Here is a 14,231-nt window from a genome sequence, read left to right on the forward strand (position 1 = left end):
GATCCACGGCTTGTTGCTCACACACCCACGAACGGCCGAACGGTCACACCGGACACGCCCGCCAGCACCCCATCACAAGATCGTGTTACGAGCTCCTAGAAGCCTGAAATGAAGATAGCCCTCCCATTTCCCAGGGAGGGCTATCTTCATTTAGCGATCGGTTTCAGTCCCCACATCTTCATCACACGTGCACGCCAAGCCTCACCGCGCTCCGGCATCTTGGCGAGTTCGCGCGCCAACCATTCTTCCTTCGTCAAGACCTCCTCCCCCAGCCCTCACGCGGCATATCGCCATCCCTCGGCGATCATGTCTCTTCTGATTTCGCGCAGGGCGGCTAGGTCTTCGGCTATGCCGACTGCCATGTCAGCTTCGGCCGGGGAGTGCCCGGAGCCGACATAGCGCCAGGCGGATTCGGTGACGGTGTCTCGGCTCTCCAGGGCGAGGACGCCGCCGCCCTGGTAGTCCGCACGGACCGCACGCAGGGCTCCGTAAGTGGTGGAGTACTGGCGGGATTTGGTGAGGACGTGGCCCCGATAGCCGAGCGTGTGAGCCCAGGCCCGCAGGTTGAGCCCCTCCAGCTCCACCAAGCCGCCCAGGCGCCAGCAAGCAGCCATCAGAGCGCGCAGGTGGGCGTTGACCGGAGCAAGGCGGATGCTGTCGAAGTCTTGTATGCGGTAGTCGATGCCGCCCGCGTCGCCGACGCTCTTGGAGACGTATTTTGCGACGTAAGCCGCAACGGCATTGTCGGTCACCGTCGATGATTCGGTGAATGCGTCGCTGCGGATCGGGTGGACGTCGAGCTGTTTTCCCCACTTGACGGCCCGCTCGCCGGTTGCCGGGGAGTAGGGCGTGTGCACCTCTACCAGGTCAGCAGCCGACCGCACGGCGCTCTCAAGGAGTTCGGTTGTGGCCCACAGTGGCGGGGGCGAGGAAGGGCCGTCAGGCCCGTCGAGCCGGATCACGGCATGGAAGTGCACGGCTCCCCGCTGTTGGTATTCGGCGACTTTCGCGAAGGACACCGTCACGTATTCGCGCAGACGGGTTTGTGTGATCCCTGCGGCGGTCGCCAGATGTCGCCTGAGCATGTGGCAGTAGCGGTTCCACAAAGTGCCGGCGGAGGCGTGCCACAGGACGTGTCCGGTGTAGTCGTAGCAGTCCGGGCAGAGCGGCTGGCCCACCGCGGAATCGGTGTCAGTGTGCTGGTGGCCGCAGCCGAGGGGCCGCCCGTGTTCGCATGTCCCGCCGTCTCGTCGAGGCCTGCACACGGCCCCGTCAGGTCCGCTCACGCGGTGCACGGCGCCGAACGAGGGGGCGGTGAGGGTGACGAAGAGCCGGGGGTGACGCTGCACGTCGTCTGTGACGCCCTTGCCGCCCAGGAGGCCGGAGCGGACGAGGTGGAAGGTGTCGCCCGCGTGGAGATAGGAGCAGGGTTCGCAGCGCGTTTCTCGCCGGTTGCGGCAGCGCACCGGCATGCGGCTTCCGGGTTCGTCAGCCGTGTCGTAGTGCCGCAGCACCTCACCGGTGACCGCGTCGCGGGTGGTGGTGTGTCCGGCGAGGTAGATCGGGTGCGCGCAGCCGCCAATGGATTTGATCTGTTCGAGCCAGCGCGAGAAGCCGGGCTCATGGACGAGCCGGATAAGGTCACGTTCGGTAGATGAAAGAAGGCGCAGACGCTCAGCCTCATTGAGTACTGAGCGCCGCGCCTCATCCGATATAGCATGCACGGGTGGCCCCCTTTCGCGAGGGATGGGCGCGGCGGTCATTGGGTCAGCTCCTGTTTTGGCTTGCCTCAGCTAGGAATTCGACTTGGCTTTGATCAGCCAGAAAGGGAGTCTGTCGGCACGAACTGTCAAGCCCCCGTCATATAGGTCCTGTAGACCCATCCCTTCCTGCCCTTGTTGGGGCCGGTGTCGACCTTTCCGTAAAGCCACTTGGCGTCCTTCGTCATACAGGACGGGGTGTATCGGGTTCCCTTGGAAAGTATTCCGAGTGACGTGTACTTCGTTCCCGGGCCGGAACGGAGGTTTACGGCCTTGGTCGCCTTATTCGGGACCGCGTAAGCCGGAACACAGCCCTTGGGCAGAGAGGCAGCTGATGCGGTCAGGGCGGTGGCGACACCGGCCCCCATGACGCTCAGGCCGAGCGCGGTTGCCGCGAGAGAACGGACGACGGTCTGTCGGAGCTTCATTTAGTTTCTCCTCTGAGAAAGTTCCGAGGCGGCATTTCGCCACCTCACAGTTTCCTTTTCTGGCGTCTACCGAAAAGGAGGCGAATGAGAGTACGTGCCGCCTCTGCTAGTTCCAGCCAACGTAATCGGACTTGACCCAGCCCCATTTTCCGTTGTTCGGCCCACTCGTGACCTTGCCGTAACTCCAGGCATGATTCTTGTCGCAGTACTCGGTGAATCGAGCACCCTTATACAGGATTCCGAGAGATGTGTATTTCTTTCCGGCGCCGCTGCGCAGGTTTACATCGCTGGTGATTTCCATCTTCTGCGGCCAGGCCCACTCCCAGGTACATGACTTGGGCAGCGATGCAGCCGAAGCAGTCGGGGCGGCGAGCACGGCGCCGCCGAGGATCACTGCCGTGGTCGTGGCAGCAGCGGAAACACGGACGAGGTTCCGACGCATCTTCATTTCGCTTTCTCCTCTGAGAATTCGAGGCGACCTCTTGCCACCTCTAGTTTTCCTTTTCCGGCGTCAGCCGAAAAAGAGGCTTCCGATAGCCTGGACGATTGCCCACACGGGATAGGAAAACGGCGTCCCGGCGAGGAGGAATCCGAACAGTGCGATCAGCGTTGCCTGGTAGGCCCTGATTTCTCGTGACCGTGAAGTCAGGACGACGTACAGGAACAGGAATGAGTCGATGACCCAGATATGGGTCTGTGTCATGCCGCGATTCCTCCTTTCTGGAAGGTGACGGGGTCTGGTTGGGTCAGGAACGGATCCTCGGGCGGATCGCTCCGGCCGATCTCGACCGCATCGGACGTGCTGACCAGGCGGGAACGGGCGCGCATCCACCGGCCGCCCATGGCGACCACCGCCACGCCCTGTTCGTCCTCAGTGATGTTCTGCGCGGTGATCACGGCGTCCGGGTTGATGTCGCCCAAGGTCATCTCTGCCGACGCCGCATCGTGTGCGCGGTGGGCGATGCGTCCGCCGAGCTGGGCGCGCAGCGCGGTCACGCGGGGGCCGAGGTCGGAGCCGACCCGCTGTCCGGCGATGACCAGGTGGACGCCGAGCGCCGCGCCGAGCTGGGCGATGCGCAGCAGCAGGGTTCCGCACTGCTCCGCCTCATCCTTCGATTCGCGGGAGCCGTCGGTCAGGTACAGCTCTGCCAGTTCGTCGACGATCACGACCAGGGGCACGGGCCGTTGTTCCTCGGGCAGTTCCCAGACCGATCGTTTGTCCCAGGAGCGGCACCACTTCATGCGTGCCTGGATCTCGTCGACCACGCCGGAGAGCACGCCGAGCGCCTGTGTCCGGTCGACCGCCAGGGCGGAGAGGCGTCCGCCGAACAGCCCAAGCTCCATGCCGCCTTTGCAGTCGATGCCGACCAGGGCGACCCGCTGAGGCGCCAGGGCGAGCACCAGGGCCACTAGGAGGGACGACTTGCCCGACTGCGTGGCCCCCGTGACGAGCCAGTGAGGAGTGCGCCGCAGGTCGATCAGCCACGGGCCGCCATCCTCGAAAACGCCCACGTCAGCGGCCAGGAGCACATGGGCCGACGCACGGGCGGCCGGGGCATCCTCGGTGAGCGGATCCCGGGCCGTGACCTCGATGACCACCTGACCGCGACGAGGCGAGGTGACCCGCACGCTGTGCACACGCCAGGTGTGTTCCATGGCACGGGCCGCCGCGTAGAACGGTGCCGGAGTCTGCCCGGGATGCAGCAGCACCCGCAGCGTCAGCCCGGTTGCCGTGGGCATCGGCCAGGTCAGTCGGGGAGGTTTCGGCTTGAGGGCCTGGCCCTGCACCACGAGGTCACGGCCGATCACGCGACGGTCCGGCGCGGTGCTCACCGAGAGATGGTTGAGGTAGGCCAGCCGCCGCCAGGTCGCAACGATCCGCAGTGCGGTTCCCGGGTAGCCGACCAGCCACCAGCGCCACGGCCACCGCCGCACCGGCACGCCCCGCGCTTCCAGACGCGGCTCCCACCACTTCTGGGTGAGCACGCCCATGAGGATCAGCGCGGTCAGGATCCAGACCACCAGCGATGTAGGCATCATGCGTCCCCGCCCTTGCCGTCCTCCGCTTTGGTGCGCGCCAGCACGAGCCGCGCGCGCATCATGGCCGCCTGTGCATGACGCGCCGTCAGGGAGAGCAGGAAGCGAAGCGTGGTGTTGTCGTCGCTCGTACTCAGCAGCGCCTCGGTACCGGAAAGCGCCCGCAAGTCCCGCAGGAGCGAGCCGAAGTGACCGTCAACGCAGAACACCGGATCGTCATCCGCCTCGGGCACGTCCGCGTCATCCAGACCAGCCGCCGCCCGCATTTCCCGGGCCATCCGTTCGGCATCCTCGGCGAGCGAGACCACGCACGGTTCCTTGCAGGCGAACACCTCTGACTCGTCCGCAGGGTTGCGGCCCACCGCAACGGACGTGACCCGCGCGTCGAGGAAGCTCGTGCCGCATACCACGCAGGCCAGACCGTCACCCTCGGGGCCGCTGATGTTCCAGAAGTAGCGAGCCATCAGGAATCACCACCCGACGACTTCCCGCGCGGACCAGCCGCAGCCGCCGCAGCGGAGCCGCCACCAGGCCCCGGAGCGGGCGTGATCGCATCGGCCCGGTAGGTCGTACCGCTCCGGCCCTCCAGCGACCAGTCACGCCCCCACAGGTTCGTGACCCTGACCTCAGCGCCCTCCGTAAGGCCCTGCGGCTGCCCGACGGTCGTCACGTCGATCGTGTCGACCCGGCGCCCTTCCGGCTGTCGCACGGCCAGACCCGTGACCCACAACGGGTTGCCCTCACGGTCCCTGCGCTGATCACCTTCCTGCGTCGTACGCGGCTCCGGCGCGATCTCACACCGGATCGTGCCCAGCCGGGACACGTCGATCGGCTTGTTTTCCAACGGGGTTCACCTCATCTCAGACCAACACCCACCCAGACACTCATCCGGATGAGTTGGGCGACCATCATGACCACGGCAGCGGATTCAGGTCAACAACTTATCCGGATGGGTGGTTCCGATCTATGCCCCAGGTAGCCAACCACTTATCCTCATGAGTGCACTGCGCCCGCCTATACCACGCACCACTGACAAGCAACGCGGCACGACGACTCAGAAGGACAGCAGCCATGGCAGAACGAGAGCACATCGAACGCGCCCCCTCCATGTACATGCAGGTTGCTCAGCGCATGGCCGACGACATCCGCAAGGGCCGCTACCAGCCCGGAGACCTCCTGCCGTCCGAGAGCCAGATGGTCGAGATGTACGGCGTCGGCAAGCACACCGCGCGCACCGCCGTCGCCGAGCTGCGCCGCATGGGACTGGTCGAGTCGCAGCAGGGCAAAGGCAGCATCGTCCTAGCCGTGGGCGGGGCCCTTCCCGCCACCCGCATTGAACGCTCCATCCACCGCACGACGAAGGGCGGTTGGAGCCTGCCGGAGACGAAGACGACCGAGGCGCCCGCCGTCAGCAGGTGCGCGCTGGACGGTCCGCCGGCAGACCTGCTGGACCAACGCGACCAGGACGCGATCAGCGTCGACCGCACGCTGTACGACCCCGCAACCGGCGCCCGCATGGCCCACCGCGTCCTGATCCCGCTGGCCACCGCCGCCGAGGTACCCACCCTCGCCGAGCAGCCCGACGCCGAGGTAGCCGAGCTGTACCGGCAGCTTGCCGAGGCGGGGCTCAGCCTGTCGTTCACTGAGCACGTCACCGCACGCACCCCTTACCCGGACGAGCGCACGGGCCTCGGACTCAGCGACGCCAGCCCCCTTCTGATCACCTATCGCGTGACCGCCGACGCCGACAAGGACCGCCCGCTGCTGTGCGAGGAACTCAAGGCACCCGCCGCGACCTGTCAACTCACATTCCCCGTTACGCCGACCAAGGCCGCCGCCAAACGGGCCACCCGCCGCCCATCCCGATCGGCGTAACTTCTCTTTACTTGCTCAAGGGCGCGCCTTCGGCGCGCCGGGCGGCCCTGGCCGCCTCGGCCGGGCATGCGGCCTTCGGCCGGTCCCGTCCGGACGACCAGCCGCCCGACACCACCAGCAGCCCCCGACCAAGCAGACAAGCCCCCGCCGAATCGTCGCGGGGGCTTCGTCGTCTGCCCTCTCGGCCACCGGGGAGGCGAGCCGCACGAGGGCGAAGCCCGCAGTCGCACAGTACTGGCGCCAACCCCGCACGGCCTCAAGGTGGTGAACGAAGAACGCCAACGCCGCCCACCTTGGCACACGGCGTCGCGACGAACCCAGTTCCGGCCGGTGGTACCAGGGACGACGCTATAGCGCCTGGATCCCGCCCAGCGTGGCAACGTCACACGCGAATGCAGGTTTCGCCGTGGCTCAGACCCGTGCGCGCGTGAGGCCACTACGCACGTGACCAGCCGCTCTCCGCGTCGAGGGATACCGCCCCAACGTCCGGCCGTAAACCTGCCTGTACGCAAGTGTTCGAGCCCCGCCGCGCCAACGCCTCGGGGACCGTCGATGTACAGCCTTGTTCTGGCTCCACCGATACAGCAAAGGTGACGAGGGTGGCCGCCTCCCCTTGACTGTCAGGTTCAGGCCAACTTCGTTTCTCATGCGTGGGGATGTCGGAGAGGTGGCGTGAGAGAAGTTGCAGGATGTGGTGTTTGAAGATGTGACATCTCGGTTGGTGGACGCCTGTAATGAGCCCTTCCGGTACGCCATTGCGCTAGCCCAGAACCCCTAGCTCACATAGCGTCTCTGCGGTCACAGCACCTCAACGGAACGGCCAAGGAGCCTTTGTGAGACGAATGTTTACCGGCCGCCGCAAGAGATCGTTACGCATTGCCATGCTGGCCCTCCCGGCAGCCTTCGGTATCACTGTGGCGACGGCCACGTCGGCGAGCGCCCACTACGTGTACTACCTGGAGCAGGTGTGGTCTAACGCGGACTCGTCCCGGTGCTTGATCAACCGAGCGGAGACGTCGCACGGAGACGGCGACGGCTACTTCAAGGGCACAGCGTACTCGTGGGCTGATATCGACCCCAACCCGCTCGACTGCATACTTCACTGGGAGCGCAACACCGGAGAGCTCGCTGAAGCGATGTACATCTACAAGTGGTACGTGGACGTCAACGGTGACGGTAGCTGGCTCGTCTGCGACAGCCTCTATCCGGGGCAGTATTACTTCAACACCGAGCCGGCCTCCGCGTTGGAGTTCATTTGGAGGCCCCCCGAGCCGGATAAGACCGACCCTGGCGATGGGACGATGTGTGGTGCGGGCTACTACGGGATCCGGAACAGCGCGAGCATGGTGGACAACGGTGAGTGGGTGGGGCGGAACGCCACCGTCTGGTCCGGCTACCACTGGCTCCCGGACCTCAGTGAAGAGTCCACGGCGGCTGCCGCCGAGGACGAACCGGTGGTCCCGGACTGGCTGAAGAACACGGACGCGAGCGACGACCCCGCGTCCGTGCCGGTGGCCGACGAGAACGGCGAGCCGGTGAGGAACAGCGACGGCACACTGTTCACCATGCCGCCGAATCCTCCCGAGCCGACGGCGGCTGAGCTCGCAGCCGCGGCGCAGAACCCCGTGGGAGAGCGGACGTTCACCAAGGACGCTGACGGCAACGTGACCGAGACGGTAGTCATGCAGTTGACACGGCCCAGGCCGTAGCCTGCACTGGTCGGCACAGATGGGAGTCGGTTGCCGGTTCTGTACGGCCGGCTTGGGAGGGTAGGAGACAGCATGAACGCCAGTCGCCCCGCGCTGCGCCTCCTGGAAGGGGCGCTTGCCGTCGTCGTGGTGCTGGGCGTGCTCTATGCGGCGCTCTTGCCGGTGATCGCGAGTCGTACCGCGCTGCTGAGCACGTACAAGCGCGGTGGGCTCACCCCATTGATCATCATCTTCGCCGGGGCGTGCGCCGGCTGGCTCTGGTTGCGCTTGGCCAGATCACGGAAACGCCCGCCGATCGTACTGGCCGCCGGAAGTGTGTGCGCCGTCGGTCTCCTGGCCGTCATGTGGTCGGGAACCCACGACACGGTGGAAGAGCAGCACGTCACGCCTTCCCCAACCACCGGGCGCTTCCACCAGTCGGCGCCCCCCGACAACACCCCTAGCACGGCGACTCCCCCGGCACCGCCCAGCGCCGGGCCGTAACTCGCACCCGGCACGGAGCCCTCGGCCACCACACAGGCGGTCGAGGGCTCTGCTTTGCAGAGGCGAGGACCGAGTCAGGCTGGCGCGCGGCTCCCCCTCAAGTCGTCAACTTACTTCCGGCCGGTGGTACCAGGGACGCTATAGCGCGCCCCTGGACCCCGCCCAGCGTGGCAACCTCACGCGCGAATGCGGGTCTCGTCGTGGTCCATGTCCGTGCGCGCGCGAGGTCACCACGCACGTGATCAGCAGCTTCCCCCGTCGAGGAGTACCGGCTCAACCTGCCTCCATGCGCCAGCGAAGGCTCGCCCCAGGGTGCGGCTAGCCCCTACTTCTGGCAGGCGTCAGCGTGCTTCTGAGCCGCGAACCTTGCCGGACCGAACCCCGTGATCAGGATCGGACGAGGACACCCTTCACATCGGATGAACTCTCCGCGCCGGTCCGTTTCGATCCACACATGCGAGCCCGCCGCCGTCCGCCAAACGTCATGCCGCCCCATGCCCTAACTCCCCTTCCCTCTCATCCGCCGCCCTCCGGAATTCGACCACCCGCGCCCCCGGTACGGCCGCAGCCCCACGCAGCCGCCGAGCAACCAGCCGCCCACTCTCCGGGCGAAGCCACACCACGGGCTCACCACGCGGCCCCACATGCGCCACCGCCCGCAGTAACCGCACGTCCACACCCAGCGCCTTGAGGGCCGCGTTCAGCTCTTCGGCAACCTCGTTCGCCTCCCGCCACGGCGACACGAGGTCAACGCCCGGAATGAACGAGGCATCCTCGATATCGCCGTACCCCCCACTGTCCGGCGACGTGTCCTTTTCCACCGCGTAACTCTCCAGCCACGGCCGCATAGTCACGACGGCCGCCAGTCCTAGCCAGGTCGAAAACGTCTATCCCGAGAAGACCGGGCCGCGAATCATCCCAGTCCGGTTTCCGTACGGCTACTCTCCGTGCAGAAGGCTCGCCCACCAGCCCAAAGAGACCACACAGTCTGTGTTACGACACCCCTCAGATCCAGGAGGGACCCAGTGTGAGCACTGCACCATCAGACGCTCACGCCGTCCGCACAACCCAACCCGCAGGCCAGTGCGAGGTGACGCTGCACGAACGACCGCCGAGGCATGCCGCTTCACAGATGTGGAGCATCCTGCCCGCACGGCTCCTCCTTCCATCGAAAGAGACCGTACAGTCTGTTTAGACGCGCCTAGTTTGGGGCTCTATCGTCAATGCCGTCAAGCGACCCTTACCTGAGGAACCGTCAGACATCACAGCCAGTACTCAGCAGGTCGCGGAGTCAAGCAAAGGAAGTTCGAAGCAATTCCGGTACTGGTGAACGCAGTTGAACAGCAGACGGTCAATCTGGCCCCTTCGCGCCCTGCGGCGGTCGTGTCCGAACTTCACGTCAGAAGGGGCTCAGCGTTCAGCCGGGACACCTTCGCGCATCTCGGCCTACCCTCTGCCTAGCCACCGCCCGCCCTCCAGCTCCCCCTGCCGCGTCCCCAACCCGTTTTCGAGGGGGCACCCGGACTCCTCAAAGCCGTTGTCGAAATCGGGAGCGGTCACATGCAGGCCCGAAAATGTGAATCCTTAGGCGAGATTGAATGGCTGATCTTCAGAGGCCGCGTCGACGACAGTCCAAGCGCGCCAAATCGACCAGGCAGGGAATCATGTCCGCCGCAGGCATGGTATTCGAAGAGAAGGGATACGAAGGGGCGGCCGTCAACGAGATCATCGAAGTCGCAGGCACTACGAAAGGAGGATTCTACTTCCATTTCCCGGGAGGCAGACGCGATTTGGCGGCAGCAATTCTGGATTCGACGCTGACCATGGAAGGTGTAGAGCAACAGGAACTTAAGCTCCAAGAAGTGGTCGACACCGGCGCGATCCTGGCGTACAGGATCACCCAGGAAGCGAGCCTGCGGGCAGCCCTGCGCCTGTCGCTCCACAAGGGCGCGCGGGACACCTACGGGACCCCGTGGCCCAAGTGGGTGGAAATCAACACCACCCAGCTGACCGAGGCCCAACAGCGGGGTGAAGTCCGAGCGGGGGTGTCACCTTCGGACCAGGCCTATCAGATTGCGGGAGCCTGGTCCGGGATCGTACTCGTCAGTGAGGCAGTCGACGGCCATTTCGGGAACATCGAAGAACGAGTGGCCCAGATGTATATGAACCTGTTGGGCTCCATTGCGCACCCAGCGACCCTGCCAGAAATCGACTTCTCCACGGATCGCGGATGCCGACTCTACACAGCCTTCCTGGATCGAGAGGATTCCTCAGCACCCAGCGACACGGACTGAGCAGCACGCACACACGACTACTCCACACGCCAACCGGCACAGCAAACGGCTCCCTCCGGGGTAAAACCGCGAAGGGAGCCCTTTACCTAAATCACCTTTCCCGAGCAGCTAGTCAGTACAGGTACTCTTCCGTGACCCAGCCGACATAACCAGCGGGCAGACCGCCGGCCGAATCGGTCTGCAACATCACCAGATCCCACCACTGCCCTCCACCGTCCCGGGCAGAGGTGATGACCTGCACGGGCTCACCTGCGTATATCTGGCCGAGGATCCCCGAGGGGCCCGTACCGGGCCCCAGGCGAACCCGGAGCCCATCCACGGTCGCCGTACGCACCGTCGCATAGTTCACGCCGATGTCACCGCGAGTCGATACCGACGGTTCCGACGGCGTCACGGCGGAGGCCGCCGAAGCACCCACCAGGCCGACGCCCGCGACCAGCGCGCCCGACACGACCAGCGTCCGCAGAGTCTTACGCCCCACGATCAACTTCCCTTCGCTCAAAACAGCGCGAGCGGTCTGGTTCCGCACGTCACGGGACCCAGCCACTCATCCGGATGAGTGACCAGCATCGAATGCCGACCTCGGAAAGGTCAACCACTTATCCGCATGAGCCGTCTTTCATGCCGATCGAGGAGCCGAGTCTGGGCCGTCCGACAACCGCCCCCGCCGCTGTGTGGAGAGGCTTCCGGTCCACGCTCGTGCACGACACCCGGCACTGGTCATGGGTACCGTCTGAGGAGAGCCCAAACGGATGGAGCCCCGCGCATGCTGGAAGAAGCCGAGGAGATCGGTCGCCGTATTCGCCGCGCGCGCCTGCGCCTTGGCATGCCACAAGCAGACCTCGCCGTCGCCCTGGGGAAGTCTCAGGGGTGGGTGTCCAAGATGGAACGCGGACAGATCGAGATAGACCGCGTGGGCCTGCTCAACGCCATTGCGGCCGAGCTGCACGTGCACCCCAACGACCTGATCGGACGCCCGTACACGAGCAGCCCCGCCGACAATCAGTGGCAGGTCGCCGCTGGGTCCATCCTGCGGGAACTGCGCCGCTACGACCTCACGCCCACTTTCGACGGCACCCCCCGGCCGTCCGGCGAGCTGTGGCGCGATATGACGAGGCTGCACCGTCTACGGGACGCGGCGGCGAACGTGGCGATCCTGCGCGTGCTGCCCGATCTACTGCGCGAGGCCCGCGCCCTCGCCGAAGTCGCCAACGGGCATGAGCGCGAAGAGGCGTACGCCGTATACGCCGTCGCCTGCAAGTTCGCCCACACAGCCGCGCATGCCCTCGGACACGCTGAACTGATCACTATGGCAGCCGAGCGCGCAGCATGGTCCGCCCGTCTGTCCGGCGATCCCATCATGCCTGCGCTTGCCGACTGGATGCGCGTGTGGGACATGTGGACGACTGCGGATTGGGACGATTCCCTGTACCTGTCCGACAAGGCCCTGGGCTCCATCCAGGACGATTACGACCACGGCGATGCACTCGCCGTACGCATGTGGGGATCACTCCAACTACGCGCCGCCGTCTCGGCTGCCCGAGCGGGCCGGCCATCGGAAGCCGAGGATCGAATCGCTTACGCTCGTGCCGCTGGCAACCGTCTGAACGAGCACCAGGGGCCGCCCATCTACGACCGGCACTCGGTGACGTTCTCACCGGGCAACGTCCAGATTCACGCGATCAGCGTCGCGCTGGAGACCGGCGATCAAACGCGCGCCCTCTCCATCAACCGTCGCACCAGCCCCGACCTGGTCGCCGCGCTGCCCAACTCCCGTCAGGGTCACCATCACATGGACCTCGCCCGCGCCTGGCTGTGGGACGGAAACCGCGACAAAGCGCTGTCCGAACTTGAGACGGCCGAACGCATTGCCCCGCAGCTGGTTCGTAACCATCCCATCGCCCGCTCGACGCTGCGCAGCATCGTCTACAACGAGCGCACGGCCACCCGCGAGAAGCTGCGCCGCATGTCGAACCGCTTCCACCTCGACGGATGAGGGTCGTATTCCTCTGATTCATATTGGCCCACTGACGCGCTTTTAGCTTCAGGGGCATGAGTCGACGAGGAACCCCCCACCAGCCTTCCCAAGGCGGCGCGTTAGGCACCGCCGCGCCCTTCCACCCCCGACTCGGTGACCTAGCTCGGGACACGTCGAGGCAGGGGGAAATCGGTGTCGTCATCGCGTTACCCGGCGAGGGGAGGAACACGTACCACCTGTGCCCGCCCGGAGGTGGCGACAAGTGGTCGGCACCCAACGACGGCACAACGTTGGGACCCGTGCAGCCCGAAGTCACGCACGTGACGCCCCTGAAACGCGACGTGACGTACGACGCCCGCGCCCAGCACGGCGGACTGCCGATCACCGTGCACTACGACGACGGCGGCACCGCCGAGTCCCTGCTTATCCTCGATCCGTCCCAACTTGAGCTGTATCACTACCAAGTTGGGCGCATCCTCGCGCTGCGCGACAAGGAACTCGGGGGCCTGCTGTGAGCGGACGCCACGCCTCCGGCCGCAAGCCCCGGCCGTTACGCGCAGTCTCGTATTCCCCGACCGCGCCCCGCCCTGTCGGCTACCGGTGCGAGACTCTCGCAGCGCCTCTTGACGGCAACCGCACGGTTGTCCTTGCCGCTCACAACGCCCGCTCACCACGCCTCGCCGCGCGATGGCTCCAAGCACAGGCCGAACGGCTTGCCCGGCGCCTCGACCCGGACCCGTTCGCCCCGTGGCTGCACACCGCCCCGCTCGTCCTCACGGGTGACACACACGCCGCCGACGTCCTGCGTACATGGGTCCGAGACCCAGCGAAGTACGCGGACGCCATACAGAAGCTCGCCGCCCGCGTCTCGTACCACCTCACCATCACAGACAGCGATGCGCGGTACTCCCTCGTCGCGGCCCCCGTACCCGTGCGCCGCCCCCCACAGTTCCCACCTCCCACCGGGCGTTTCCCCTCCCCGGTGGGGGGCGGGTGCCAGCCTGCGGCCGTATGCGCCGCCTCGCAGGTCACCGCATAACGCGGGAACAGACTCCCCGCCCGCCCGGACATCGCATCTCTCCCTCCGGACGGGCGGGGACTCCACCGCGGCCGAGGCCGCCAGCAGAAGGCCCGCCACGGTGCGCACCACCACGTCCGAAGCACCACCCAACACAAGGAGGCACGGAACGTGACCACAGCACAGAAGGGCACCCCGACCGACGCGCGGACGCTGATCAGCACGGAACTGCGCGAAACCCTGGTCGACAACATGCGCGCAAAGTTCCCGCAGTTGACCGAGGAAAAGGCCGACCGGGGTGTCGGACAGATGCTCGCCTTCCTCGCCGCGTGCGACTACAGCGAGAAGCCGCTCAGCCCGTCACCTCTCGTAGACGACTTCTGGCACGCCTTCCTGCTCCACACCAAGGCGTACCGGGAATTCTGTGAGCAGCACTTCGGCCGATTCCTGGACCACCAGCCCGGCTACCTCGACCCGGAGGAGCACGGGGGCGGCAAGGCCCTCCGAGCCCTGACGGTCGACTCGATCACGCTCGCCGGGTACGAGATCGACATGGAGTTCTGGCCTGAGCTCGAACTCGCCGAGTGCTCGCAGTGCCACGCCAACTGCTCGAACAGCCCGTTCCGTCCCTGACGGAAATCCGTACCGG

General features: G+C 65.9%; 16 protein-coding genes. 7 read left to right on the plus strand and 9 right to left on the minus strand.

Features of this window, described 5'->3' with window-relative positions; all coding sequences use genetic code 11:
• Window positions 1-275: 275 nt before the first annotated feature.
• From ACZ4UU_RS18995 to ACZ4UU_RS19025, 7 genes are all read right to left on the minus strand, one after another.
• Window positions 276-1,724, minus strand: coding sequence for a replication initiator (locus ACZ4UU_RS18995; RefSeq protein WP_468041154.1), 1,449 nt, complete (start codon window positions 1,722-1,724; stop codon window positions 276-278).
• Between the two features lie 125 nt (window positions 1,725-1,849).
• Window positions 1,850-2,188 carry an SH3 domain-containing protein gene (locus ACZ4UU_RS19000; protein ID WP_468041156.1) on the minus strand — a complete coding sequence of 113 codons (339 nt, stop codon included), beginning with the start codon at window positions 2,186-2,188 and terminating at the stop codon, window positions 1,850-1,852.
• Window positions 2,189-2,294: 106 nt separating this feature from the next.
• Window positions 2,295-2,636 carry an SH3 domain-containing protein gene (locus ACZ4UU_RS19005; protein ID WP_468041157.1) on the minus strand — a complete coding sequence of 114 codons (342 nt, stop codon included), beginning with the start codon at window positions 2,634-2,636 and terminating at the stop codon, window positions 2,295-2,297.
• A 63-nt stretch (window positions 2,637-2,699) separates the two neighbouring features.
• Complete coding sequence (locus ACZ4UU_RS19010) at window positions 2,700-2,891, minus strand: hypothetical protein (RefSeq protein ID WP_301997205.1); 192 nt, start codon at window positions 2,889-2,891, stop codon at window positions 2,700-2,702.
• Complete coding sequence (locus ACZ4UU_RS19015; protein ID WP_468041159.1) at window positions 2,888-4,228, minus strand: FtsK/SpoIIIE domain-containing protein; 1,341 nt, start codon at window positions 4,226-4,228, stop codon at window positions 2,888-2,890. The genes ACZ4UU_RS19010 and ACZ4UU_RS19015 overlap by 4 nt, the downstream gene beginning before the upstream one ends.
• Entirely contained in the window at window positions 4,225-4,689 is a 465-nt protein-coding gene (locus ACZ4UU_RS19020) for a hypothetical protein (RefSeq protein ID WP_468041160.1), read from the minus strand. The genes ACZ4UU_RS19015 and ACZ4UU_RS19020 overlap by 4 nt, the downstream gene beginning before the upstream one ends.
• A complete protein-coding gene (locus ACZ4UU_RS19025) occupies window positions 4,689-5,069 on the minus strand; it encodes a hypothetical protein (protein ID WP_468041162.1) in 381 nt (126 codons plus the stop codon). Before ACZ4UU_RS19025 ends, ACZ4UU_RS19020 begins: the two co-directional genes overlap by 1 nt.
• Before the next feature lie 227 nt (window positions 5,070-5,296).
• On the opposite strand from ACZ4UU_RS19025, the gene ACZ4UU_RS19030 reads away from it, so the two are divergent.
• The 3 genes from ACZ4UU_RS19030 (at window position 5,297) to ACZ4UU_RS19040 (ending at window position 8,292) form a co-directional block, all read left to right on the plus strand.
• Entirely contained in the window at window positions 5,297-6,100 is an 804-nt protein-coding gene (locus tag ACZ4UU_RS19030) for a GntR family transcriptional regulator (RefSeq protein WP_468041163.1), read from the plus strand.
• Between the two features lie 842 nt (window positions 6,101-6,942).
• Window positions 6,943-7,809, plus strand: coding sequence for a hypothetical protein (locus ACZ4UU_RS19035; RefSeq protein ID WP_468041164.1), 867 nt, complete (start codon window positions 6,943-6,945; stop codon window positions 7,807-7,809).
• Between the two features lie 72 nt (window positions 7,810-7,881).
• Entirely contained in the window at window positions 7,882-8,292 is a 411-nt protein-coding gene (locus ACZ4UU_RS19040) for a hypothetical protein (RefSeq protein ID WP_468041165.1), read from the plus strand.
• A 482-nt stretch (window positions 8,293-8,774) separates the two neighbouring features.
• Here the strand turns inward: ACZ4UU_RS19040 and ACZ4UU_RS19045 are convergent, their stop codons facing one another.
• On the minus strand, window positions 8,775-9,113 hold the full coding sequence (locus tag ACZ4UU_RS19045) for a hypothetical protein (protein ID WP_468041166.1): 339 nt from the start codon (window positions 9,111-9,113) through the stop codon (window positions 8,775-8,777).
• 843 nt (window positions 9,114-9,956) lie between these two features.
• On the opposite strand from ACZ4UU_RS19045, the gene ACZ4UU_RS19050 reads away from it, so the two are divergent.
• Window positions 9,957-10,586: a TetR family transcriptional regulator gene (locus tag ACZ4UU_RS19050; protein ID WP_468041168.1), complete on the plus strand. Its 630-nt coding sequence runs from the start codon at window positions 9,957-9,959 to the stop codon at window positions 10,584-10,586.
• Window positions 10,587-10,698: 112 nt separating this feature from the next.
• Here ACZ4UU_RS19050 and ACZ4UU_RS19055 read toward each other — a convergent pair whose 3' ends face one another.
• A complete protein-coding gene (locus ACZ4UU_RS19055; protein WP_468041169.1) occupies window positions 10,699-11,115 on the minus strand; it encodes an SH3 domain-containing protein in 417 nt (138 codons plus the stop codon).
• A 237-nt stretch (window positions 11,116-11,352) separates the two neighbouring features.
• Between ACZ4UU_RS19055 and ACZ4UU_RS19060 the strand changes: the two genes are divergently transcribed.
• From ACZ4UU_RS19060 to ACZ4UU_RS19070, 3 genes are all read left to right on the plus strand, one after another.
• The gene (locus ACZ4UU_RS19060; RefSeq protein WP_468041171.1) at window positions 11,353-12,582 is read left to right on the plus strand and encodes a helix-turn-helix domain-containing protein; all 1,230 of its coding nucleotides are present in this window, start codon (window positions 11,353-11,355) and stop codon (window positions 12,580-12,582) included.
• A gap of 281 nt (window positions 12,583-12,863) precedes the next feature.
• Window positions 12,864-13,079 (plus strand): hypothetical protein, encoded by a 216-nt coding sequence (locus ACZ4UU_RS19065; protein WP_468041173.1) that lies wholly within the window; start codon window positions 12,864-12,866, stop codon window positions 13,077-13,079.
• 674 nt (window positions 13,080-13,753) lie between these two features.
• Complete coding sequence (locus ACZ4UU_RS19070) at window positions 13,754-14,215, plus strand: glycine-rich domain-containing protein (protein WP_468041174.1); 462 nt, start codon at window positions 13,754-13,756, stop codon at window positions 14,213-14,215.
• The last annotated feature ends 16 nt before the right edge of the window (window positions 14,216-14,231 follow it).

Source organism: Streptomyces sp. NPDC028907 (genome assembly GCF_055564995.1).

What these genes read in the sequence shown, in the direction of transcription:
- ACZ4UU_RS19000 (WP_468041156.1), bottom strand. Translation starts at nt 2,188, where the DNA reads ATGAAGCTCCGACAGACCGTCGTCCGTTCTCTCGCGGCAACCGCGCTC.
- ACZ4UU_RS19005 (WP_468041157.1), bottom strand. Translation starts at nt 2,636, where the DNA reads ATGAAGATGCGTCGGAACCTCGTCCGTGTTTCCGCTGCTGCCACGACC.
- ACZ4UU_RS19010 (WP_301997205.1), bottom strand. Translation starts at nt 2,891, where the DNA reads ATGACACAGACCCATATCTGGGTCATCGACTCATTCCTGTTCCTGTAC.
- ACZ4UU_RS19015 (WP_468041159.1), bottom strand. Translation starts at nt 4,228, where the DNA reads ATGATGCCTACATCGCTGGTGGTCTGGATCCTGACCGCGCTGATCCTC.
- ACZ4UU_RS19020 (WP_468041160.1), bottom strand. Translation starts at nt 4,689, where the DNA reads ATGGCTCGCTACTTCTGGAACATCAGCGGCCCCGAGGGTGACGGTCTG.
- ACZ4UU_RS19030 (WP_468041163.1), top strand. Translation starts at nt 5,297, where the DNA reads ATGGCAGAACGAGAGCACATCGAACGCGCCCCCTCCATGTACATGCAG.
- ACZ4UU_RS19035 (WP_468041164.1), top strand. Translation starts at nt 6,943, where the DNA reads ATGTTTACCGGCCGCCGCAAGAGATCGTTACGCATTGCCATGCTGGCC.
- ACZ4UU_RS19040 (WP_468041165.1), top strand. Translation starts at nt 7,882, where the DNA reads ATGAACGCCAGTCGCCCCGCGCTGCGCCTCCTGGAAGGGGCGCTTGCC.
- ACZ4UU_RS19050 (WP_468041168.1), top strand. Translation starts at nt 9,957, where the DNA reads ATGTCCGCCGCAGGCATGGTATTCGAAGAGAAGGGATACGAAGGGGCG.
- ACZ4UU_RS19060 (WP_468041171.1), top strand. Translation starts at nt 11,353, where the DNA reads ATGCTGGAAGAAGCCGAGGAGATCGGTCGCCGTATTCGCCGCGCGCGC.